Origin of the sequence: Phaeobacter sp. S60, assembly GCF_000826845.1 — a bacterium.
GTDB classification, from domain to species: domain Bacteria; phylum Pseudomonadota; class Alphaproteobacteria; order Rhodobacterales; family Rhodobacteraceae; genus Phaeobacter; species Phaeobacter piscinae.
In genome coordinates this window covers 374,487-397,250 of the sequence record NZ_JSWJ01000004.1, presented here as the reverse complement: position 1 = coordinate 397,250, position 22,764 = coordinate 374,487, and the positions used below count along the sequence as shown (strand labels likewise).

At 59.0% G+C, this 22,764-nt stretch carries 21 protein-coding genes; 6 read left to right on the top strand and 15 right to left on the bottom strand.

What is annotated here, in order from left to right:
- Positions 1-7: 7 nt before the first annotated feature.
- From dapD to OO25_RS06845, 3 genes are all read right to left on the bottom strand, one after another.
- Positions 8-835 (bottom strand): 2,3,4,5-tetrahydropyridine-2,6-dicarboxylate N-succinyltransferase, encoded by an 828-nt coding sequence (gene dapD / locus OO25_RS06855; RefSeq protein ID WP_040174944.1) that lies wholly within the window; start codon positions 833-835, stop codon positions 8-10.
- 124 nt (positions 836-959) lie between these two features.
- The gene (locus OO25_RS06850) at positions 960-1,565 is read right to left on the bottom strand and encodes a GntR family transcriptional regulator (RefSeq protein WP_040174946.1); all 606 of its coding nucleotides are present in this window, start codon (positions 1,563-1,565) and stop codon (positions 960-962) included.
- Between the two features lie 48 nt (positions 1,566-1,613).
- Entirely contained in the window at positions 1,614-2,558 is a 945-nt protein-coding gene (locus OO25_RS06845) for a threonine/serine dehydratase (protein WP_040179101.1), read from the bottom strand.
- A gap of 193 nt (positions 2,559-2,751) precedes the next feature.
- Here OO25_RS06845 and OO25_RS06840 point away from each other — a divergent pair, with 193 nt between their 5' ends.
- Positions 2,752-3,600, top strand: a complete 849-nt coding sequence (locus OO25_RS06840) for a TIGR00730 family Rossman fold protein (RefSeq protein ID WP_040179099.1) — start codon at positions 2,752-2,754, stop codon at positions 3,598-3,600.
- Between the two features lie 65 nt (positions 3,601-3,665).
- Here OO25_RS06840 and OO25_RS06835 read toward each other — a convergent pair whose 3' ends face one another.
- Positions 3,666-3,875 carry a hypothetical protein gene (locus tag OO25_RS06835; RefSeq protein ID WP_052465600.1) on the bottom strand — a complete coding sequence of 70 codons (210 nt, stop codon included), beginning with the start codon at positions 3,873-3,875 and terminating at the stop codon, positions 3,666-3,668.
- A 463-nt stretch (positions 3,876-4,338) separates the two neighbouring features.
- On the opposite strand from OO25_RS06835, the gene OO25_RS06830 reads away from it, so the two are divergent.
- Positions 4,339-5,580 carry a M12 family metallopeptidase gene (locus tag OO25_RS06830; protein WP_040179098.1) on the top strand — a complete coding sequence of 414 codons (1,242 nt, stop codon included), beginning with the start codon at positions 4,339-4,341 and terminating at the stop codon, positions 5,578-5,580.
- 30 nt (positions 5,581-5,610) lie between these two features.
- Here OO25_RS06830 and rlmN read toward each other — a convergent pair whose 3' ends face one another.
- The 3 genes from rlmN to OO25_RS06815 all read right to left on the bottom strand — a co-directional run bounded on the left by rlmN (position 5,611) and on the right by OO25_RS06815 (position 7,931).
- A complete protein-coding gene (gene rlmN, locus OO25_RS06825) occupies positions 5,611-6,795 on the bottom strand; it encodes a 23S rRNA (adenine(2503)-C(2))-methyltransferase RlmN (RefSeq protein ID WP_040174953.1) in 1,185 nt (394 codons plus the stop codon).
- 95 nt (positions 6,796-6,890) lie between these two features.
- Complete coding sequence (locus tag OO25_RS06820; RefSeq protein ID WP_040179096.1) at positions 6,891-7,274, bottom strand: lysozyme inhibitor LprI family protein; 384 nt, start codon at positions 7,272-7,274, stop codon at positions 6,891-6,893.
- A gap of 126 nt (positions 7,275-7,400) precedes the next feature.
- A complete protein-coding gene (locus tag OO25_RS06815) occupies positions 7,401-7,931 on the bottom strand; it encodes an invasion associated locus B family protein (protein ID WP_096707789.1) in 531 nt (176 codons plus the stop codon).
- 173 nt (positions 7,932-8,104) lie between these two features.
- Between OO25_RS06815 and OO25_RS06810 the strand changes: the two genes are divergently transcribed.
- Positions 8,105-9,103 carry an asparaginase gene (locus OO25_RS06810; protein WP_040179094.1) on the top strand — a complete coding sequence of 333 codons (999 nt, stop codon included), beginning with the start codon at positions 8,105-8,107 and terminating at the stop codon, positions 9,101-9,103.
- A gap of 61 nt (positions 9,104-9,164) precedes the next feature.
- Here OO25_RS06810 and OO25_RS06805 read toward each other — a convergent pair whose 3' ends face one another.
- The 5 genes from OO25_RS06805 to serB form a co-directional block, all read right to left on the bottom strand.
- Entirely contained in the window at positions 9,165-9,479 is a 315-nt protein-coding gene (locus OO25_RS06805) for a YciI family protein (protein ID WP_040174963.1), read from the bottom strand.
- 64 nt (positions 9,480-9,543) lie between these two features.
- Positions 9,544-9,972, bottom strand: coding sequence for an SRPBCC domain-containing protein (locus OO25_RS06800; RefSeq protein WP_040174966.1), 429 nt, complete (start codon positions 9,970-9,972; stop codon positions 9,544-9,546).
- Positions 9,969-10,289, bottom strand: coding sequence for a helix-turn-helix transcriptional regulator (locus OO25_RS06795; protein ID WP_040174967.1), 321 nt, complete (start codon positions 10,287-10,289; stop codon positions 9,969-9,971). The genes OO25_RS06800 and OO25_RS06795 overlap by 4 nt, the downstream gene beginning before the upstream one ends.
- Positions 10,290-10,388: 99 nt before the next feature.
- The gene (locus tag OO25_RS06790; RefSeq protein WP_040174970.1) at positions 10,389-11,147 is read right to left on the bottom strand and encodes a TSUP family transporter; all 759 of its coding nucleotides are present in this window, start codon (positions 11,145-11,147) and stop codon (positions 10,389-10,391) included.
- Between the two features lie 4 nt (positions 11,148-11,151).
- Entirely contained in the window at positions 11,152-12,027 is an 876-nt protein-coding gene (gene serB / locus OO25_RS06785) for a phosphoserine phosphatase SerB (protein WP_040175298.1), read from the bottom strand.
- Positions 12,028-12,318: 291 nt separating this feature from the next.
- Between serB and OO25_RS06780 the strand changes: the two genes are divergently transcribed.
- The 3 genes from OO25_RS06780 to OO25_RS06770 all read left to right on the top strand — a co-directional run bounded on the left by OO25_RS06780 (position 12,319) and on the right by OO25_RS06770 (position 16,029).
- The gene (locus OO25_RS06780; protein WP_040179092.1) at positions 12,319-13,473 is read left to right on the top strand and encodes a phosphoserine transaminase; all 1,155 of its coding nucleotides are present in this window, start codon (positions 12,319-12,321) and stop codon (positions 13,471-13,473) included.
- A gap of 116 nt (positions 13,474-13,589) precedes the next feature.
- Complete coding sequence (gene serA / locus OO25_RS06775) at positions 13,590-15,185, top strand: phosphoglycerate dehydrogenase (RefSeq protein WP_040179090.1); 1,596 nt, start codon at positions 13,590-13,592, stop codon at positions 15,183-15,185.
- 103 nt (positions 15,186-15,288) lie between these two features.
- Positions 15,289-16,029, top strand: coding sequence for a metallophosphoesterase family protein (locus tag OO25_RS06770; RefSeq protein ID WP_040179087.1), 741 nt, complete (start codon positions 15,289-15,291; stop codon positions 16,027-16,029).
- Positions 16,030-16,536: 507 nt separating this feature from the next.
- Here OO25_RS06770 and OO25_RS06765 read toward each other — a convergent pair.
- From OO25_RS06765 to gltB, 3 genes are all read right to left on the bottom strand, one after another.
- A complete protein-coding gene (locus OO25_RS06765; RefSeq protein WP_040174976.1) occupies positions 16,537-17,202 on the bottom strand; it encodes a glutathione S-transferase family protein in 666 nt (221 codons plus the stop codon).
- Between the two features lie 66 nt (positions 17,203-17,268).
- A complete protein-coding gene (gene mtgA, locus OO25_RS06760; protein ID WP_040179085.1) occupies positions 17,269-18,039 on the bottom strand; it encodes a monofunctional biosynthetic peptidoglycan transglycosylase in 771 nt (256 codons plus the stop codon).
- Between the two features lie 154 nt (positions 18,040-18,193).
- Positions 18,194-22,726, bottom strand: coding sequence for a glutamate synthase large subunit (gltB, locus tag OO25_RS06755; RefSeq protein ID WP_040179082.1), 4,533 nt, complete (start codon positions 22,724-22,726; stop codon positions 18,194-18,196).
- Positions 22,727-22,764 lie beyond the last annotated feature (38 nt).

Below are 22,764 nucleotides of genomic sequence, written 5' to 3'. Positions count from 1 at the left end.
TGCGCACTCAGTCGCGCAGCAGCTCGTTGATTCCGGTCTTGGAGCGGGTCTTCTCATCGACACGCTTCACGATCACCGCGCAGTAGAGGTTAATGCCGTTTTTCGATGGCATTGAGCCTGCGACGACAACCGAATAAGGCGGCACTTCGCCGTACATCACTTCGCCTGTTTCACGATCAACGATCTTGGTGGACTGACCGATAAAGACGCCCATGCCCAGAACTGACCCTTCACGCACGATGCAGCCTTCGACCACTTCAGAGCGTGCCCCGATGAAGCAATTGTCCTCAATGATCGTGGGACCCGCCTGCATCGGCTCAAGCACGCCACCGATACCGACACCGCCGGACAGGTGCACGTTCTTGCCGATTTGGGCACAGGAGCCAACGGTCGCCCAGGTGTCAACCATAGTGCCCTCATCGACATGGGCCCCGAGATTGACGAAGGACGGCATCAAGACCACGCCCGGCGCGATATAGGCCGATTTGCGAACAACGCAGTTGGGGACGGCACGGAAACCCGCCGCTTTCCATTGGGTTTCACCCCAACCTTTGAATTTGCTGTCGACCTTGTCCCACCAGCCGGAGCCCTGCGGGCCGCCGGATTGCTCTTCCATATCCTTAATGCGGAAGCCCAGCAGCACGGCCTTCTTGGCCCATTGGTTGACATGCCAGTCGCCACTGTCCTGACGTTCGGCCACACGCAGCTTGCCGGAATCCAATGCGTTCAGAGTCTCTTCGATCGCATCGCGCTGCTCACCTGTGGTGGCAGATGTGATGGTGTCACGGGCCTCCCAAGCGGCCTCAATTGCGGTTTCCAGCTGGGCGTTGGACATCAGGGGTCTCTCCGGCGTGTGGTTGGTTTCGCTGCTACATACCCTCATTTTGCCACGGGGTCATGTGCGGATTGCGTCAATATTCCTCTCCGCAGCGGCCAATCACGGTCGCGGTAGCTGGCACCTAGCGTACGCGACGCAAATGACGACGCAGAATATCGCAGGCTGTTGTCACATCGCGGCGACGCATGGCCTGCATGATCAAGGCGTGGTCAGTGTCGACCCGCTGGCTCCAGCGGTGCTTCCAGTTGGCAAAGAGATGCCGGGCAGAAGCGATATGCAGATCATCAATTGTCGCCAGCAGACGTGGCATGCCGCAGGGCGACAGGATTACCCGATGAAAGGCCCGGTTTTTCTGCTCCCAATCTGCCATATCGGTCGCAGCGTCGCAGGCGAGTCTCGCGGCATCTGCGGCCTCCAGCTCCGCCGCCCCCAAGTGGGCAAACGCGTTTTGCAACGCCAGCAATTCCAGCGAGACACGCATCTCGATGACCTCGCGTATTTCGGAGGGATCCAGTGCGGTCACCCGCATCCCCCTCCGGGGAATGGACTGGGCCAGTCCATGTGCCTCCAGCCTGAGAAGCGCCTCACGGACCGGAACATGGCTGGCGTTGAACTCACGCGCGATATGATCCTGGCGCAGTTTCTCACCTGCAGGCAGCGCGCCGGTGACAATCCGCTCGCTCAACGCATGATAGATACGGTCAGAGATCGTGGCACTGACACTCATGATACACCACCGCGACATCGGTGAGCGAGCCAGAAGCCAACACGGCACTCACGAAGGGACATGTGGTGCCTCCAGCGGATCATGGGCAATATTGCCACCGCAGAGAAGCACGGCAACCCGCTCATCCGGGGCAGGTTGATATGCGCCGCTGGTCAGCGCTGCCAACGCAGTTGCACCTGCTGGCTCCACCGGAAGCCGACGCTCCTGCCATAGTTTGTTCTGCGCATCAGTAATTGCCTCATCCGACACGGTACGAGAGGTCACGGTATCAGACTGATCCTGTGCCAGCCCATAACAGATGCTCCCGATGCGCCGCGCACCAAGTGCATTTGCAGCAACACCCGAGACTTCGACATCAACAGGCGCGCCAGCCGCAAGTGCTGCGTTCAGGGCCGAGCTGGTTTCAGGCTCCACTGCCACGATCTTTTTCGAGTTACCGTACCAGGCCATCGCGCCAGCGATAAGGCCGCCGCCACCCACCGCGATCAGAAGGGTATCCGCCTCCAGACCTTGGGCATCCCATTCGGCGAAACAGGTCCCCTGACCAATTACTGTTGCAGCTGCATCATAGGCATGGACCTGCATGGCACCTGTCTGCTGTTCATAAGCCTGCGCCTGCTCTAGCGCATTGGCATAGGCACCCGGCACAACCTTCAGATCGGCGCCACAGGCCCGGATCAGCGCAATTTTTGCCGGGCCTGCCATTTCAGGCACATAAACGCGCGCGCGCATCCCAAGCCGCTTTGCCGCGTAGGCAACCGCTGCGCCGTGATTGCCGCCGGATGCCGCGACCAGCCCAGCATCCGGCACAGATCCGCCCAACAACGTGTTGAAAGCGCCCCGCGCCTTGAAGCTGCCGGTGTGCTGCATATGCTCCAGCTTCAGCGAGATTGGGTAATCCAATCCAAATCCGGTGGTTTCGAGTATCGGTGTGCGTTGAATATACGGGCGGATCCGCGTGTCAGCGGCCCTGATATCCTGCGTCCAATGCATATGCTGTCCCCTTTTGCCATTGGCGCGCTGACCGTAAGCCCTGTACCGGCGGGTGCAAGCCCTCGTTGCACCTGACCAAGCTTCACTGCGGATCACCTGTTTATTGGCACGCCATTCCGGACTAGCGCCACGACAGCCAAAGCGGTAGAACTGAAACTCCGCTTTCTTTCAGAATTAACACAGTAGGTTTGCAATGAATGATGATCGCCACAGCCGATTCCGGGATGCCCATTCTGACAGGGATCGCGCCGAGCATGTGCCATCGACACCGCAGACCGAATCTCCCGCGTATCGTCTGGCGTTTGCAGATAAGGATTTTCTCTGTCGCGACGAGCTGCGACCGGTGCGGTTGCAACTGGAGCTTCTGAAACCCCAGCTCATGCTGGATGAACATGGTATCGAGAGCACAATCGTCATGTTTGGCGGTGCGCGGATCCCGGCCCCTAAGGATAAGGATCAGGCACGCACCAAGACATTGCGAGATCTGTCGCATTTCTACGATGAAGCCCGCAAATTTGCGAAGCTGATGACCGAAAAATCCATGGTCGCCGGTGGCAAGAATGACGTCATCGTCACCGGCGGTGGACCGGGTGTGATGGAGGCTGGCAACCGTGGCGCGATTGATGCCGGAGGCGCCTCTGTTGGCCTCAATATCGTGCTGCCGCATGAGCAGGCGCCAAATGAATATGTGACGCCCGATCTGTGTTTCAATTTCCATTATTTTGCGATCCGGAAGATGCATTTCCTGATGCGCGCGCGCGCTATCACCGTGTTCCCTGGTGGCTTTGGCACCTTGGATGAAATGTTTGAAACTCTGACACTTATTCAGACCGGCCGGATGGAACGTGTGCCGTTCCTGCTGTTCGGCCGTGCTTTCTGGGAAAAGATCATCAACTGGGAGGCGCTGGCGGATGCGGGCACCATCTCCGAGGAGGATCTTGATCTGTTCCGTTTTGTGGAAACCGCCGAGGAGGCAATCCACATTATCGACAACTGGGCACCAGCGCCGCCGCGCGACAGCCTGCCCGGTCGCGACGATTGATCATATGACCTTCCCCGTCGCGCGACACATCGCGCGTGGCGGGGACCGGTAAACCTGCAAATGTGTCAGGCAAATTCAGCAGGCAGGACACCCAGCGGTTTGCCATGTGGCAGGCGAGTCAGGATTTGCGACCCTTCGATATCCTTGATCGCATAGCCGTAGCCGCGAAGACAGAATTTCCATTCACGTGGGCTGAGCGCCTTGCCGCGTTCTTCGCGCACCAGATCCAAAACGGTGGGCTCAATCGGCGTGGCGGCCGGTGTGTGACGTGCCATGATCTCTTTCCCTTCCATTGACTGTCTACGATTTGGAAACTGTCCTGCCGAAATGGCGGAAATGTACCGCAATTGTGAAAATTTCTGGGCGACACCCAAACCTGCAACTCAGTGAGTTCGAAATTGCCACCTGGCAACCGGATACCAAGAGCCATCAGAATCGCTGTCCGATCTCCAATCTTTAAGAGGGTTGTTTTGAATGTGACCTTCCGGCGCAGAAACGTCATTTTCTGAAAGTTGATGCAAAGGAGCGGCCGGGCCTCCCTCCAGCTTTGACATACTACATTGAATCAACTGCATTTTCGAGAAGTGATCAGCAGCGACACCATCAGGAGTGGAACAGTAATTGCTGCCTCTCTCAGGTCGTTTGCGAGCCGAAAACTGCGCAAAAAGTCCCAATCTTGGGCGTATCGGCGCCACATTCATTGACGAGATTGACGGCAACCCAATGTGGAGTGGTCACATGCCAAGAGTCTCGGATTATTCAGCGCTGCTATACTATCTTGATGGTGATCATTTTCGCTGGAACGCCCCTGCAGACCTCGGGACGCAGGCAATCATCACATATAGTTTCACAGAGACCGGCAGCCTTGCAGATCCTGCAGTCAGTGATCCTTATGGCGCGACGGAGTACTGGTCATTTGACGAGGACCAGCGCGATATTTTTCGCGAAGGGCTTTCTCTCTACGAAGAGATCTCAGGTGTCCGGTTCATAGAAGTCGACGAACGGGGCATGATCAATGCGTTTGGCACAACCGGCAGCAGTGCTGGTGGCTGGGCCAATATCGCAATGTCCGGAAATGGCTTCACCGGCAGGGGTGACCTGACCGTTGATACGGATGTCATGACAAAAGGCACTTATGGCTATGTCACGGTGTTGCATGAAATAGGTCATGCTCTCGGGCTGCAACACTCTCATGACGGTGGTCTGACATTGGATCACCACGCGGATACGCCCGCGAACACCGTAATGACCTACAATCATAGCCCTGCCTATGTGACCGACTTGGGGACATTCGATGTTCAGGCAATGCAGCATCTCTATGGCAGTTCCGATAGCTTTGCGAGTTGGGAAATTTTGGGCGGCGGAAGCGACCCGATCATCATTCGCAGCACGAATGCTTCCGAAACGGTGATCGGCACCGACCAAAACACCACCATTAATGCCAAGGGCGGCCATGACCACGTACAGGGCCGCGAAGCAGATGACACACTACGTGGCGCGGATGGGCGCGACACGATGATTGGTGGCTTGGGGGAGGATCGCCTATTCGGGGGCAATGGCGCCGATCTTCTGATCGGCGGCACCACGGGCGACGCCTATTCCGGTGGTAGCGACAATGATGTCCTCTACGGCAATCGCGGACACGACATGCTGCACGGCGGATCCGGCAACGATCACCTGCTGGGTGGAGTTGGGCGCGACACCCTGGTGGGTGGTGACGGCAGTGATACCCTGACCGGTGGTACCGGTGCGGATACATTTGTTTTTGATCAGTCTGATGCCTTCGACACCAACCGGATCACCGATTTCGGCCGGGGCGCTGATGTGATTGATCTGTCGGGTGTTTGGTTGACCAGTTTGGAACAGCTGGACATCTCAGAAGACAACGGCACCACCACCATCTCCTATTCCAATTGGTTTGAGCTGGAGCTGACCAATTACTCCGACCCCCTGACGGGATCGGATTTCATATTCAGTTGAGGCAGCCGGGGACCTGCCTGGAGGTCGAGGTCAGGGGTTGAGTCCCGCCTCGGCCTCAATCTGTTTACGGCTCTTACGCGCACGCTCAGTGGCGGATTTCAACTGGCCACAGGCCGCCAGAATGTCTTCACCACGCGGGGTACGGATCGGCGAGGCATAGCCGGCCTGATAAATGATGTTCGCGAACGCATGGATGCGGTTGTTTGATGACCGCGTATAGGGTGAGCCGGGCCATTCATTGAATGGGATAAGGTTCACCTTCGCCGGAATCCCCTCGATCAATTCGACCAGGCGGTGGGCGTCTTCATCGCTATCGTTCACACCATTCAGCATCACATACTCAAAGGTGATCCGCTCAGAATTGGTCAGACGGGGGTACGCGCGCAGCGCCTCCAGAAGTGCCTCGATGTTCCAACGTTTGTTAATCGGCACCAGCTTGTCGCGCACCTCATCAGTTGTGGCATGGAAGGAGACTGCCAGCAGGCAGCCGATTTCTTCAGCTGTGCGGGCAATTTCCGGCACCACGCCTGAGGTCGAGAGGGTAATGCGACGGCGCGACAGGCTGATCCCTTCAGGGTCCATCGCAATCTTCATCGCATCGCGTACGTTTTCAAAATTATAGAGTGGCTCACCCATGCCCATCAGCACGATGTTCGACAACAGACGTGTCTCATCCTTGGGCGCGCCGGGCACAGGCCATTCGTCCAGATCGTCACGCGCCATCATGATCTGGCCAACGATTTCAGCGGACGTCAGGTTGCGGACCAGCTTCTGCGTGCCGGTGTGGCAGAAGGAACAGGTCAGGGTGCAGCCCACTTGCGAGGAAATGCAGAGCGTCCCGCGCCCTTCTTCCGGGATATAGACAACCTCCACCTCGTGACCGCCAGCAATCCGCACCAGATATTTGCGCGTGCCATCGGTCGAGACCTGCTTGCTCACCACCTCTGGGATCGCAATCTCGAAATGCTCATCCAGTTCCGCGCGATACGCTTTGGCAAGGTTGGTCATCTCGGCAAAGTCGCGTTTGCCCCATTGATAGATCCACTGCCAGATCTGCCCCACCCGCATTTTGGCCTGCTTTTCCGGCGTGCCATGCGCAATCAGTGTGTCGCGCAACTGGTCGCGGGTTAGGCCCACAAGATTGATCTTGCCGCCCTCTGGCAGTTTGCGGGGCAGGGTCAGGACGTCTTGGGTGATCGGCGCATTGGCGGTCATGGCAAAAAGACTCGGTCTGTTTGGGTGGATGCGGCTCTATATAGGATTCTCAACAAAGATCAAAAGGAATCCTGCAGATTGACCTTTTCCGCCCGCTATCCTGCGTGGTCCATCAGCGCCTCAACCCGCCCCCGTGTCAGGCTGATACGGCAGGACAGAATGGCGATACCGGTACCGGAACCTCCGCCGAAGGTCGCGCCAACAAAGTCGCAATGCGCATCGCGAAACGCCTCCCACGACTGTTGCGCCGCCTCCAACGCCGGGCCAGCACTTTGGCGCCCTGTCGTGTCGTCCAGATCGGCGGCCGCCTCACGGGCATAGCCAAGCGCCTGCGACAGAGCGGCGTTCGCGCGAATCTGGTCACCCTTCAAGCAGTCGCGCAACTCAATCTGAGAACCGGTGTCACTGCATTCCATTGCGGGATCCGCAAGGGCGGGCAGCGGCAGAGCAAGAAGGGCGGAAAGCAGGTACTTTCTCATGATGTGACTGTCCTTTTGTCGTCGCCTAACCGAAGTGACATTCTGGTGGTGCAAACACAAAACCCCGGGCGAAGGCCGGGGTTTCTAAGCGTTTGATGGAGGCACCGGAACGATGACCGGATGCCCTCAGTTACAGCGCTTTTCTGCGTCTTCGACCGCGGCGGTAAAGCCCAGAAGCGAGAAGGTATCTTTCGTCTGCGTGCCGCGGGCAGATCGCGCCGTCAGCACAGCCTTGGCGCCCCGCTTCATGGCGGTGATGATCTTCGCGTCATCCGCAGCGGTGGCAGGCCAGGCCCATTCGCCTTCGGTAAACAATTCAAACTCTGTGTCGCCCACAGCAAGGTTCACAGTCGATCCCGGAGCAAAAGGATATCCGCCGGTAAAGGTCACCTGCCCCTTGTCGCCGGTTTCGGGCCGATAGAAAACAAACAACTGGATTTTGCCGCGGCGCACCGCTTTGACCCGCCCGTCGCGGGTGTTCACGGTTTCCTTGGGCGCAGAGACACCCCAGCATTCCTTGGGGCTTTCGCCTTGGAACACGCTCCAGTCGACATTGCTCGCAACGCGATTGTCAGATTCTGCCTGCTGTGCGGATGCGCTGGTGGCCATTGCGGCCAGACACAGGCCCGCGATGCAGCGGACGAGTTTTGATGTCATTTGTCCCAACTCCAAGACTGTCTTTACCTCAAATAAGCCAGAGGACATGCGGCGTTGCCTTCGCCGTCTGGTCCCGATCCCCTCGCTTGTGTACTCATACACACTATCGTAACTATCGCCACGTGTGAAAGCCCGTTTTGGCGGGAAATTGCCAACAGGAAAGGCGTTTTGTGATGACCAACCCCGTACCAATGACCGAAGTATGGCGCGGTCCGCTCCTGGAAAGCCTCCACCTGGGCCATGCCGTGGTCTGTAACGCCAAGGGCGAGATTGTGCGCAGCTGGGGCGATCCTGATGCGGTGATTTACCCCCGCAGCTCGGCCAAGATGATCCAGGCCTTGCCGCTGATCACATCGGGTGCGGCTGCAAAATACGGGCTGACGTCTGAACAGCTGGCCCTGGCCTGCGCCTCCCACAATGGGGCCGAGATCCACACAGGCCGCGTCAACGCCTGGCTGGATCAGCTCTCCATGACCGATCATGATTTTCGCTGCGGCCCGCAACTGCCCGACGATATTCCTGCCCGCAATGCGCTGATCAAAACAGACACAAGCCCCTGCCAGGTACATAACAACTGCTCCGGCAAACACGCGGGTTTCTTGACGCTGTCGCAGCATCTGGGCGCCGGACCGGAGTATGTCGAGATTGATCACCCGGTACAGCAGGCCTGCCGCAGCGCCTTTGAACAGGTGACGGAAGAGGTTAGCCCCGGCTACGGTATCGACGGATGCTCGGCCCCGAATTTCGCAACCTCCGTAAAGGGTTTGGCCCGCGCGATGGCCTGGTTCGCCGCCGCGTCTGACCGCTCGGACCGCGACGCTGACGCTGCACAGCAGTTGGTGAGCGCGATGATGGCCCATCCCGAGCTGGTGGCGGGCGAAACCCGTGCCTGCACCAATCTGATGCGTGCTATGGGTGGCAAGGTCGCCATCAAAACCGGGGCCGAAGCGGTGTTCATCGCCATCCTGCCGGAACAGAAACTGGGCGTTGCGCTCAAGATCACGGATGGAGCCACCCGCGCCAGCGAATGCGCCATTGCAAGCATCCTGGTGGGGCTGGGTGTTCTGGATGCGGATCATCCAGCAACGCTGAAGTATCGGAATGCCCCGCTGATCAATCGTCGCGGTATCGACTGCGGATCCATCCGACCATCCGCCGAAATGATGTTCTGAATGCAAATCGCCCCGGCAGCCACATGGCGCCCGGGGCGATGCTCAAGACAATAGTCTGTCCTTACATTTCGATGATTTCGGCCACCTCGACTGAGCCGTCGCCGCTGGCGACCATCGGGCAACCATTTGCCATTTTGCAGGCGGCGTCGATATCGACCGCCTCGACCACAGAATAGCCGGAAAGCGGATTGGCACCGCCATTATCCTCGACCCCAGAATGCTGAACCGTCTTGGACATGCCGACAGGATTGCCCGGCACGACAAGCGCATCGCCCATTTCCCCCATCCAGCTTTTCCAAGCGTCCATAACCTTGGCGCCCTCCTCAGGTGTGTCCGGTGTCTTGCCGCCGTGATACGCAAAAATGAACTGTGGCATTGGGTACTCCTCTCCCGTTTGGGTCTTCGTTAAAATCACTCGCAGCTGCCTGCAGCTGCCAGACCTACTGGATCTTGGACGCCAGTTTGCGCAGGGTTGATTCCCAGCCTTTTTGATGACCTGCGGCCTGTTCGGAACTATCCAGATCGCGATGGTCGATGACGAGGCGGGCGCCGGTCGCGACAGCCTCAACGGTCAGGGTCACATGGCTTTCGTGTCCCCGCGCGCCGGTCTCATCGTGCCACCCCCAGGTAAACCCGATCGATTGCGGCGGCCGGACATGGGTAACCACGCCGGATACATGGTAGCGATCCCCATCCGCATTGGTCATGACCGTGGACCACGGCCCCTCCTGATGAAAATTCAGTGTGTATTCGGGCACGGTCATCCCCTCTGGCCCCCACCATTGCAGCAGCTTTTCGGTGTCGCTGATCCAGGCAAACAGGCGCTCCGGTGACACGGAGAAATCGCGCTCCAATCGCAGATCTGTCATTCTATTTCCTCCCTTAACGCCGCCTCCAGCCGGTCAAGGCTGTTTTGCCAGAACGACTGGCGCGACATGGTCCAGTCCGCGATCAGCTTCAGCCCCTCAGGTCGCGCAGAATACAAGCGGCGCGTTCCATCGGCACGCTGCGCAACCAGCCCCGCCTCGCGCAGGACCTTGAGATGCCGGGAGACTGCCGGCGCCGTGATGCCCGATCCGCGCACAAGATCCCCAGCGGGCAATTCGCCGTGTTCCATCAACTGTTCAACGATGGCCATACGGGTGCCGTCAGACAGCGCGGAAAAGGATTTGAGCAGAGGTGTCATGTTGATTACATTAACACATCAGTTAATTAATAGATAGGTTAAATTTAAAACGAACCGTCACCCGGACAAGACATTGGCGCTGCTTAGAAACTCAGAGGGTCACAGCATGTCCCACAAAAGCCGCAACGCCAGTACGACCGACGTCACCACCAGCAACGGTTTGATCATCCGTGCACCCTGTTTCTGCGCCATCCCCGCGCCCACGCGGGCACCGGCAATCTGCGCAGCACCCATGGCCAGCCCCACACCCCACCAAGGGGTCGCAACAAAGGCAAAGGCCAGAAGCGCGCCAGCGTTGGACGCAAAATTCAGCAGCTTCGTATGTGCGGTCGCCCGCAAGATGCCGAAACCGGCCAGCGACACAAAGCCAAGCATGTAGAAACTGCCAGCCCCAGGCCCCAGAAGACCGTCATAGAGCCCGCAGAGCGGCACGATTGTGACTGCAAACAGCGTCGGCGAAAGACGCCGTGCCCGGTCGCTGTCATCCAGCCCCTTTTTGGTGGCAAAGAATACCGCGATCCCAATTAGCAATAACGGCAGGATCCATCGGATCCAGGTTGTCGGCAGAACGGATATCAACAGCGCGCCGCAGATTGAGGCAAGGCCCGCGATCAGCGCCGACCCGGCCTGCGCCCGCAGGTCAACATGACCGCCGCGGGAATAGCTGATCGCCGCGGTGGCGGCTCCGAACAACCCTTGAATCTTGTTGGTCGCCAAAGCGGTAATGGGATTGGCACCGGCCAGCAGCAATACAGGGACCGTGATCAGCCCTCCACCGCCCGCAACCGCATCAATAAACCCAGCCGCAAACCCCGCTGCCATCAACAGCAGCAGGAGATCAAACCCCACTTCGAACATAAAATCAGCCCTTGAAATCAGTCAGGGCATACCCCTGAAGATAAAGCAGCGCAGTCAGATCCCCGTGGTTTATGCGGAGATCACATTCTGCGGCCACGGGTGGTTTGGCGTGCAAAGCAACCCCTGCACCTGCCCGGCCCAACATGCCGAGATCATTGGCCCCGTCACCGACCGCCATGACATCCGCCTCGCTCAACCCGAGGCGGGCGGTGATCTGTTCCAGCGCCTCAACCTTGGCAGCGCGCCCTAGAATTGGCATACCAACCTCGCCAGTGAGCAACCCATCGGCCACCAGCAACGTATTGGCACGGTTCTCATCGAATCCCAGCTGCTCTGCCACCCGTGAGGTAAAGGCGGTGAACCCACCGGACACTAGCGCCGCATAGGCCCCGTCAGCCTTCATGGTAGCCAGCAGCGCGGGCCCACCAGGCATCAAGGTAATGCGACGATCCAGAACCTGAGCAATCACTTCGACAGGCAACCCTTTCAGCAGCGCCACGCGCTCCCGAAGAGCACCGTCGAAATCCAGCTCACCATTCATTGCACGAGCGGTGATCTCCTTAACACGAGGGCCAACACCCGCCTCCTCAGCCAGCTCGTCGATACATTCCTGTTGGATCATGGTGCTGTCCATATCGGCCAGCAGCATCTTCTTGCGACGCCCCTCCCTTGGCTGAACCACCAGATCAACGCCAAGATCCTGCAGATCGGCCCAGACCTCCCATTGGTTGTCCGGCAACCGCTCCAAAGAGAACTCCGCAGCAATATCGGGTGCCAGCCACTGTGCGTCCCCGCCACCCCAGGCATTGCGCAGAGAGTCGACAAGCGCAGGCGCAAGGCAGGGGTTTTCCGGATTGCAAAGCAGGGTGGCAACAAACATCGGCAGGCTCCATTTGGGCGGGGTTGCGCCCGTCATACGCCCGCACGCCCGCTATCGCCAAGCCCTCGAATCCACCCCGATGCCAGAACTGTGCTGCCAGCGTCGCACATCACAGCAGCCTGCCGCCCTAGGATACATCTGTTTCCGAAAGGCGTCACAACAGGTCGTGAATGATCCCAAAATGGCCGCTATCTGTCGCTTTTCCTGTTGCCGGGTCGGATTTCAGCCACTAGCCCTATCTGTGGGACACCTCTCCCCAACGAGAGGCGCTTATCTGGAAGGATAGCAGTAATGGCTATTGAACAACCGGCAACGCGGCCGGGTAATCCGCGTTTTTCTTCTGGCCCCTGCGCCAAACCCCCCGCATTTGATCTGACCAAACTCGCAGGCGCGCCCTTGGGCCGCAGCCACCGTGCTGCCGTTGGTAAGGACAAGCTGCTCGCCGCGATTGATGGCACGCGCGAAATCCTTGGCGTACCCGCTGACTACAAGATCGGCATTGTGCCCGCTTCGGACACTGGTGCGGTCGAGATGGCGATGTGGAACCTGCTGGGCGCACGCGGCGCGGAGATGCTGGCTTGGGAAAGCTTTGGCGCGGGCTGGGTTACGGATGTTGTCAAACAGCTGAAACTGGACGCGGTTGTGAAGACTGCCGACTACGGCGAGCTGGTCGATCTGGCCTCTGTCGATTTCAACAATGACGTCGTTTTCACCTGGAACGGCACCACCTCCGGCGTACGGGTTCCCAATGGCGACTGGATCCCGGCAGATCGTGCAGGGCTGACCATCTGCGATGCGACCTCTGCCGCCTTCGCGCAGGATCTGCCGTGGGACAAACTGGATGTGACCACCTTCTCCTGGCAGAAAGTTCTGGGCGGTGAGGCCGCACATGGCATGATCATCCTGTCCCCGCGCGCCGTGGAGCGACTGGAGAGCTACACCCCAGCCTGGCCCCTGCCGAAGATCTTCCGTCTGACCAAAGGCGGCAAGCTGATCGACGGTATCTTCAAGGGGGCGACGATCAATACACCGTCCATGCTGGCGGTTGAGGATTACCTGCTGGCGCTGGACTGGGCGCGGTCTGTTGGTGGTCTGGGCGGGTTGAAGGCGCGCGCGGACGCAAATGCCCAGGCGATCTTCAACTTTTGTGCCAACCGCCCCTGGATCGCCAACCTGGCAATGGATGTCGCGACACGGTCAAACACCTCAGTCTGCCTGAAGTTCACCGATCCCCGCATTCAGGACGGCGCTGCCTTTGCCAAGGCAATCGCCAAGCGGTTGGAAGCAGAGAACATCGCTCTGGACATCGGCGCCTATCGCGACGCGCCGGCTGGTTTGCGCATCTGGTGCGGCGGCACGGTTGAGACCTCGGATATCGAGGCCATGCTGCCCTGGCTCGAATGGGCCTTTGAGGTCGAAATCGCAGCACAATCGGCAGCGGCCTGATCAAGACGCCGTCTGCCCGACCAACCACATCGGGCAGGCACCATATACCCTGCCGCCTAGCGCGGCGTCACTCCAGACATTCGGCCCAACCGGCCCCCGCATGAAGGACCTAACCCATGGCTCCCAAAGTTCTCATTTCCGACAAGCTGTCCGAAGCCGCTGTTCAGATTTTCCGTGATCGCGGTATCGACGTTGATTTCCAGCCCGACCTTGGCAAAGACAAGGACAAGCTGGCCGCAATCATCGGCGATTACGACGGGCTTGCGATCCGCTCGGCGACCAAAGTCACGCAGAAAATTCTCGACAACGCCACCAACCTCAAGGTGATCGCCCGCGCCGGCATCGGCACCGATAATATCGACAAGGATGCTGCCTCGCAAAAGGGCGTGATCGTGATGAACACGCCTTTTGGCAATATGATCACCACCGCCGAGCATGCCATCGCCATGATGTTTGCTGTCGCGCGACAGATCCCTGAGGCCTCCACCTCGACCCATGCCGGAAAATGGGAGAAATCCAAATTCATGGGGGTTGAGCTGACCAACAAGACCCTTGGCGTAATTGGGGCTGGAAATATCGGCGGCATCGTCTGTGATCGCGCGCGTGGGTTGAAGATGAAAGTCGTCGCTTACGATCCCTTCCTCAGCCAGGAGAAGGCTGACAAGATCGGCGTGGAGAAGCTCGAGTTAGATGAGCTGCTCGCGCGGGCCGATTTCATCACCCTGCATGTGCCGCTGACCGATCAGACCCGGAATATCCTGTCCAAGGAAAACCTGGAGAAGACCAAGAAAGGCGTGCGGATCATCAACTGTGCCCGTGGCGGGCTGGTAGATGAGGCCGCCCTGGCAGAGTTGCTGACCTCTGGCCATGTCGCCGGCGCGGCCTTTGATGTCTTCTCCGAAGAACCGGCCAAAACCAACCCATTGTTTGGGTTGCCGAACGTGGTCTGCACCCCGCATCTGGGCGCCGCCACCAGCGAGGCGCAGGAGAATGTTGCCCTGCAGGTCGCAGAACAGATGTCCAACTATTTGCTGGATGGCGCTGTCGAGAATGCGCTGAACATGCCCTCTATGACCGCTGAGGAAGCCCGCGTCATGGGCCCATGGGTCGCCCTCTCCGGCCATCTCGGCGGCTTCATCGGGCAGATGACGGATGAACCCATTCAGGCGATCAACATCCTATATGACGGTGTTGCCTCCGAGATGAACCTTGCCGCACTGAACTGCTCGGTTGTCGCAGGCATCATGAAGAAGCTGAACCCGGACGTGAACATGGTCTCCGCCCCGGTGGTGGCCCGCGAACGCGGGATCCAGATTTCCACCACCAATCAGGATAAATCCGGCACTTTCGATGGCTATATCAAGGTTACGGTGGTCACCAGCAAGCGCGAGCGTTCGGTGGCCGGGACGGTGTTCTCCGACGGCAAGCCACGCTTCATCCAGATCAAAGGCATCAACATTGATGCAGAGGTCGGGGCGCATATGCTCTATACCACCAACGAAGATGTTCCGGGTATCATTGGGACACTGGGGCAGATCCTGGGCGATATGGGCGTCAATATCGCCAACTTTACCCTTGGCCGGTCCGAGGCTGGCGGAGAGGCCATCGCGCTTCTCTACGTTGATGAACCGGTGCCCGCAGCTGCCCGCGCCGCTTTGGCAGAAACCGAGTTTTTCAACCAGATCAAGCCCCTGCAGTTCGATGTCAGCTGATGTCTAGCTCAGTTTTGGTTTAAGCAGATGCGTCGCCCGAGTATAAGGGCGGCGCATTTTCCGTTTTACCTCTGTTGATGACGCCCTGAGGAGCCCCTGCCCTATGACCAGATCAACGACCAGCCCAATCTACGCCATTGGTGATATTCACGGCCAGCTGGAGATGTTGGAACAGGCACTGGAACGTATCGAAGCAGACGGCGGTCGTGACGCACCGGTCGTGTTCTTGGGGGATTTTATCGACCGCGGCCCTGATAGTCGCGGTGTCATTGATCTGCTGATCCGTGGACAGGCTGAAGGACGGGGCTGGATCACGCTCCTTGGCAATCACGACCGCATGTTTGCATGGTTCATGGAAGATATCCCGCGCCAAGATCCCCATATGCTGGTTGGCTATCACTGGCTACATGAGCGTATCGGCGGGATCGAAACCCTGGAGAGCTATGGCGTTGCTGTGCCTGAACGCACTCGACTGGAGGAGGTCCATGCCGCAGCAAGAGCCGCCGTACCCGATCGCCACATCACCTTCCTTCAGGCGTTGAAAGCAATGCACCAGACCGATGATCTCGCCTTTGTCCACGCAGGGATCAAGCCTGGCGTTCCTTTGGACAAGCAAGCCGAAAACGATCTGGTGTGGATCCGCCAGCCCTTCCATAAACATACCGAGCAGCATCCAAAACTAATCATCCACGGCCATACACCGGTCGATACACCCACGCATTACGGCAATCGTATCAACCTCGACACAGGGGCGGGCTACGGCAAACCGCTCACCACAGCTGTCTTTGAAGGCACGTCAGCCTGGTCGCTCAGTGACACTGGCCGACAAAGCCTCACCCCATAGCCGTCAGTAAAAGAGCAAGAATCGCTACCAAATTACTGCCTGATATTTGTCTTGCAGGTGGTATCCTTGCCATTCAACCAACGCCCGCGAAACTGTGCCGACAACCCACCTCTTCGCACAATGTCCTTGCTGTACACGCCCGCAATATCACCGGTGGCAACGTCGGAATCTCCGAAGAAATTGCAGAGGTTCAAGCGAGGTTTGGCTATCTAACGATTAGTCAACGCGCGAAGCATAGGAGAAAAATGCTAGGTATCGGCCTTGTTAGACGTATCGATATTGGTGTGTGATCCCTGAGCTAGGCAGGGTGCCGTCGGCATATGATCCGCTGCAAAGGGCTACCGCCAAATGACAATTGCTTAGCCCCAATGTATAAGCGACTGCGCCTAATCTCAGAGAAAAGACTGACAGAAGTTGTTGCGCGCTGACTTTTGAGAGAACAGAGGTCGAAATTCTCGATGAGAGGGCAAATGGCCTCCCCCCCATGTATCAGACATCCAGATCGTATCAAAAATCCAAGTCGGCGTAATGCGCAGGTGGGCTGAAGCCTGGGATCTGGTCGGCGAGGATTGAGCGGAAAGCCGGGCGCGACTTGATCTTGGCGTACCAATCCTTGACCACAGCGGAGCGGTTCCAATCGACGTCCGAAATATAATCCAGCGACGACAGATGTGCAGCGGCCGCGAAGTCTGCCAAAGTCATCTGATCTCCGGCCAGCCAGCGGCGGTGATCGAGCAACCACGCCAGATAATCCAGATGGTATTTGATTGCACGGGCGCCCGCTTTGACGTTGCCGCTGTCAGGATAGCCCTGTCCTGTCACCTTTTTGTTGACCCGCTCATAGAGCAGTTTGGAGGTGACCTCATGGTGGAATTTATCGTCGAACCAACTGACCAGACGACGCACCTCATAACGGCCTTCGGGATCGCTGGGCATCAGGGACGGGTCCGGGCGGGTCTCTTCCAGATATTCGCAGATTGCCGCGCTTTCGGCCATCAGCTTACCATCGAGACGGATGACCGGCACTTTGGCGGCAGGGTTGCGGCGCAGGAAATCCGCCTCTTGTTCCCAGTAACGCTCCTCGACCAGCTCAACCTCGATCCGCTTTTCGGCCAGCGACAGGCGCACTTTGCGGCAAAAGGGGGAGAGGGGCACATGATAGAGGCGGGCCATGGGACAGCGGATCTCCTGTTGCGGGTGGCTGGGGTCAGACAGCAATGCCCAAAAGCGGCAGAAGTTTCAATCCTCGAAACAGGCGGCGCGGCCATCTGCGCGAATGGTGGCCGCACCATCCATGATCTGCGCAGCGCGTTTGCGCATGAACGCTGTGGGTTTTGCTGCCGAGCGCTCCTTCGGGTTGGGCAAAACGGTGGCCAGAAGGGCGGCCTGCCTGCGGCTCAGTTCATCCGGACCAACACCGAAATAATGCCGCGCCGCAGCCTCGGCGCCAAACACCCCCTCGCCCATTTCCGCGACATTCAGATAAACCTCAAGGATACGCCGCTTGGTCCAGACCGCCTCAACCATCGGGGTCATCAGCGTTTCCAGCGCCTTGCGGAACCAACTGCGGCCCTGCCAGAGAAAGACATTCTTTACCACCTGCTGGGAAATGGTCGACCCACCGCGCTGGCCGCCCTCGGCAATCGCGGCGCGGATAGCCTGCGCATCCAAGCCCCAATGTTGGCAGAAACGGGCATCCTCTGCCGCGACAACCGACCGCCCCAGCGCCGGTGCGATATGTTCGATCGGCACCCACTCACGATCAATGTCCCCAAGGCGGCGATATTCGGACCAGATTGTATGGGTGGTTGGCGGGTTGATTACCGAAAACAAAAGGATCGGCAGCAGCGTCACAACCAGAAAACCCAAGGCAGCCCGCCCCAACCAGCGCCGCAACAGGCGACGGGGAGAGAGCTTTGCGCGGACCTTGCCCTTGGCAGTTGCCTTGCTGCGGGGTTTGCCCTTGGTCGAGGATTTTCTTGCCCCGGATGATTTTGCTGCCTTCGCCATAAGGTCTCTATACGGCAGAGATCAGGCTTGCTCCAACCGGGAAATCCTTTCGCCCGCAAGAGATTGCCCAGCAACAGCCTCCAGATGTGAAAAGGCCCCGGCCGCAGCAGCGGTCGGAGCCCATCCAAGGCACATGCAGAGGAGGTGGCGGGGCCTATTCCGCCGGAACGGCTGTCGCCTCAAGCGTCAGAGGCTGCGGCAGTTTGTTCAGCATTTCCTTCGGGCAGATTTGCAGGAAATTGCTCTTCTCATTGTCCCAATGCTGCAGGATTTCAGCGGCCTTGCGGCTGCCGGTCTCCTCCAGATGGCGTTCGACCAGACCTTTCAGCTGATTTTCCCAATGGGCGACAGTCACCGGACAGGTCACCAGCGACTCCATGTTCATCAGCGTCTCGGACTTGCCCTCTGGATCATAGATATAGGCCATACCGCCGGTCATACCCGCGCCGAAGTTGGCACCGATAGAACCAAGGATCACCGCGATACCGCCGGTCATGTATTCACAGCCACAGGCGCCACAGCCCTCAACCACCACGCTCGCACCGGAATTACGGACGGCAAAGCGTTCACCGGCACGGCCCGCAGCAAACAGATAGCCATCCGTCGCACCATAAAGCACGGTATTGCCGACAATGGTGTTTTCACTCGCATTGAGCGGCGACGCCATCGGCGGGCGCACGACGATGGTACCGCCGGACAGACCCTTACCAACATAGTCATTGGCATCACCTGACACTTCCAGCTTCAGACCCGGTGCGGCAAAGGCACCGAGCGACTGACCAGCGGAGCCCTGCAACTTCACCGTCAGGTGATCGGACTGGAGCGTATTGCGCATCCCGAAGTTGCGAACAATGTGGCTGGAAGTGCGGGTACCAACGGTCCGATGCGTGTTCTGCACCGCATAGGACAGCTGCATCTTCTCACCATCCTGAAGGAAACGCGCGGCATCGCGCACAATTTCCTTGTCCAGCGTATCGGGCACCGCATTGCGGTCCTTGTCACGGTTGTAGACGATATTGGCAGAGCCATCGACGGTGATCAGCAGCGGGTTCAGGTCCAGATCATCCAGGTGCGCAGAGCCACGGGACACCTGGGCCAGAAGATCCGCCCGACCGATCACCTCGTCCAGAGAACGGGCACCGATGGAGGCAAGGATCTCGCGGACTTCCTGTGCATAGAAAGTGATGAGGTTCACAACCTTATCGGCATTGCCGGTGAACTTACCGCGCAGGGCTTCATCCTGGGTACAGACGCCCACCGGGCAAGTGTTGGACTGGCACTGGCGGACCATGATGCAGCCCATGGCGATCAGCGCTGCGGTGCCGATGCCGTATTCCTCAGCGCCCATCATCGCGGCCATCACGATATCGCGGCCCGTGCGCAGACCACCATCGGTGCGCAGGGTGACACGGTCACGCAGGTTGTTCATCGCCAGAACCTGATGCGCCTCCGTGAGGCCCATCTCCCACGGCAGACCGGCATATTTGATGGAGGTCGCAGGCGAGGCGCCAGTGCCGCCGTTGTGACCTGAAATCAGGATGATGTCGGCCTTTGCCTTGGCAACACCGGCGGCAATCGTGCCAACACCCGAAGACGCCACCAGTTTCACCGTCACCTTACAGCGCGGGTTGATCTGCTTCAGGTCATAGATCAGCTGCGCCAGATCCTCGATCGAGTAGATATCGTGGTGCGGCGGCGGCGAGATCAGCGTCACACCTTTGGTGGAGTGGCGCAGGCGGGCAATGAGGTCGGTGACCTTCATCCCCGGCAGCTGGCCGCCCTCACCGGGCTTGGCGCCCTGGGCCACCTTGATCTCCAGCTCTTCACACTGGTTCAGATATTCCGCAGTCACACCAAAGCGACCCGACGCCACCTGCTTGATCTTGGCAGAGGGGTTGTCGCCGTTCGGCTCCGGCACGAAATGCGCCGGATCTTCACCACCCTCGCCCGAGTCGGACTTGGCACCGATCCGGTTCATCGCCACGTTCAGGGTCTTGTGCGCCTCAGGCGACAGCGCGCCGAGGGACATGCCCGGTGTTACGAACCGCTTGCGGATCGAAGTGATTGATTCAACTTCCTCAATCGGAACGGCCTCACCCATGGGTTTGATCTGCAGCAGATCGCGCAGATGGATCGGTGGGTTCGACTGCATCTTGGCCGAATACTGCTTCCACAGCTCAAACGAGGCGCGGTTGCAGGCCATCTGCATCATATGCATGGAGGTCGCTTCCCACGCATGGGTCTCACCGGATTTGCGGGCCTTGTAGAAGCCGCCGATGGGCAGAACATCCTGACCGCTCTGCCAGGCGGTGGCGTGGATCTCTTCCAGCTTGGTCTGGATGCCGGTTACGCCAATGCCCGAAATCCGGCTGGTCATGCCAGGGAAGAATTCGGCGCACATGGCGCGGCTGAGGCCCACCGCCTCAAAGTTCAGGCCGCCGCGATAGGAGGAAATCACCGAGATCCCCATCTTCGCCATGATCTTCAGAAGGCCCTGGTCGATGGCCTCGCGGTAGCGCGCGACGTTCTCGGTCAGGCTGCCGTCCAGCAGGCCACGCTCAATGCGATCGGCCAGCGAATCCTCGGCCAGATAGGCGTTGACCACAGTGGCGCCGCAGCCGATCAGCACCGCAAAGTAATGCGGGTCGATGCATTCCGCAGAGCGCACATTGAGCGAGCAGAAGGTGCGCAGCCCCTTGCGGGTCAGATGCGAATGCACGGCAGAGGTTGCCAAGATCATCGGCATCGCCACCCGGCCCTCACCCGAATGCTGATCGGTCAGAACAATATGGCCGGCACCGGAGCTGACAGCCTCTTCCGCCTCGGCGCGGATCCGGGCAAGGGCCGCGTTGAGCGATCCCTGACCAGGCGCAAAGCTACAGTCGATTTCAGCCAGCGGCGCGTTCAGGTTCTGGACCAGCTCATCCCACTGGGAATTGCCGACAAAGGGACTTTCCAGCACGATGATTTCGGTCTGGGAACTGTCCTCATCCAGCACGTTCTTGAGGTTACCAAAGCGGGTTTTCAGCGACATCACGCGATATTCGCGCAAGGAGTCGATGGGCGGATTGGTCACCTGAGAGAAGTTCTGACGGAAAAAATGGCTCAGCGGGCGGTACATTTTCGACAGCACCGCAGAAGGCGTATCATCGCCCATGGAGGCCAGCGTTTCCTTGCCATCCTCAGCCATCGGCGCGAGGATCTGCTCCAGCTCTTCGACGGTGTAGCCCGCGGCAATTTGGCGACGACGCAGCGCATCACCGGTGAACAGCGGCTTTTCGGTAGCGGTGGCCAGCGTGCTGTCCAGATCGTTGATCTTCTTCACCCAGTCACCAAATGGGAGCGCGGCGGCCAGTTTGTTCTTGATCGCGGTGTCGTGGAACAACTTGCCCTTTTTCATGTCGACAGCCAGCATCTGGCCGGGGCCAAGCGCACCTTTCTCGACCACGGTGGCCTCGTCAATCGGCACCATGCCTGCCTCGGACCCGGCAATCACCAGCCCGTCCCCGGTCACGACATAGCGCATCGGGCGCAGGCCATTGCGGTCCAGACCAGCACAGACCCAGCGACCATCGGTCATCGCCAGCGCGGCGGGGCCATCCCAAGGTTCCATAACGGAATTGCAGTAGGAATACATGTCACGCCAGGCCTGCGGCAGCTCAACCGCCTGTTTCGACCAGCTTTCAGGCACCATCATGGTCTTCGCCATCGGCGCAGAGCGCCCGGCCCGCACCAGAACCTCAAACACTGAGTCCAGCGCCGCCGAATCCGACGAACCACTGGCCACGATCGGTTTGATGTCCTCGGCGTAGTCCCCAAAGGTCGATGAGGCCATGCGGATCTCATGGCTCTTCATCCAGTTCATGTTGCCCTTCAGCGTGTTGATCTCGCCGTTGTGGGCCAGCATGCGGAACGGCTGCGCCAGCCACCACTGCGGGAAGGTATTGGTCGAATAACGCTGGTGATAGATCGCAAAGGCGCTCTCAAACCGCTCATCCATCAGGTCGGGGTAGAAAACGGCAACCTGTTCAGCCAGCATCATGCCCTTGTAGATGATCGACCGGCAGGACAGTGAGGCCACATAGAGCTGCCCGACCTGCGCGGCGGCGGCGGCTTTCTCAATCCGGCGGCGGATCACGTAAAGCTCGCGTTCAAAGGTTTCCTCGTCCACACCTTTGGAATTGGAGATCAGGATCTGCTCAATTTCCGGGCGGGTTGCGTTGGCTTTTTCGCCGAGACAAGTCACATCCACCGGCACATGACGCCAGCCATAGATGTAATAGCCCATCCGCAGAACTTCGCTTTCGACGATGGTCCGGCAGCGTTCCTGCGCTCCAAAATCGGTGCGCGGCAGGAAGACCTGGCCCACTGCCATCAGCTGATCTTCGCGCGGCTCATGACCGGTGCGGCGCACCTGATCATAGAAGAACGGTGCTGGGATCTGCACGTGAATGCCGGCACCATCACCGGTCATGCCGTCCGCATCCACCGCGCCACGGTGCCAGATCGCTTTCAGCGCATCGATGCCAGCCTCAACCACCTTGCGGCTGCGCTTGCCGTTGACCGAAACAACCAGGCCAACACCACAGGAAGAATGCTCTTCCTCCTCGGCATAGAGACCGTTTTCGGCCATCCACTGACGCTTTGCCTCTTCGGCGCGAACCCATTCTGCATCATATTTTGTCATGTCTTGCTCCCGTTCCGGTGGGCGGCCCCAAGGGGGCG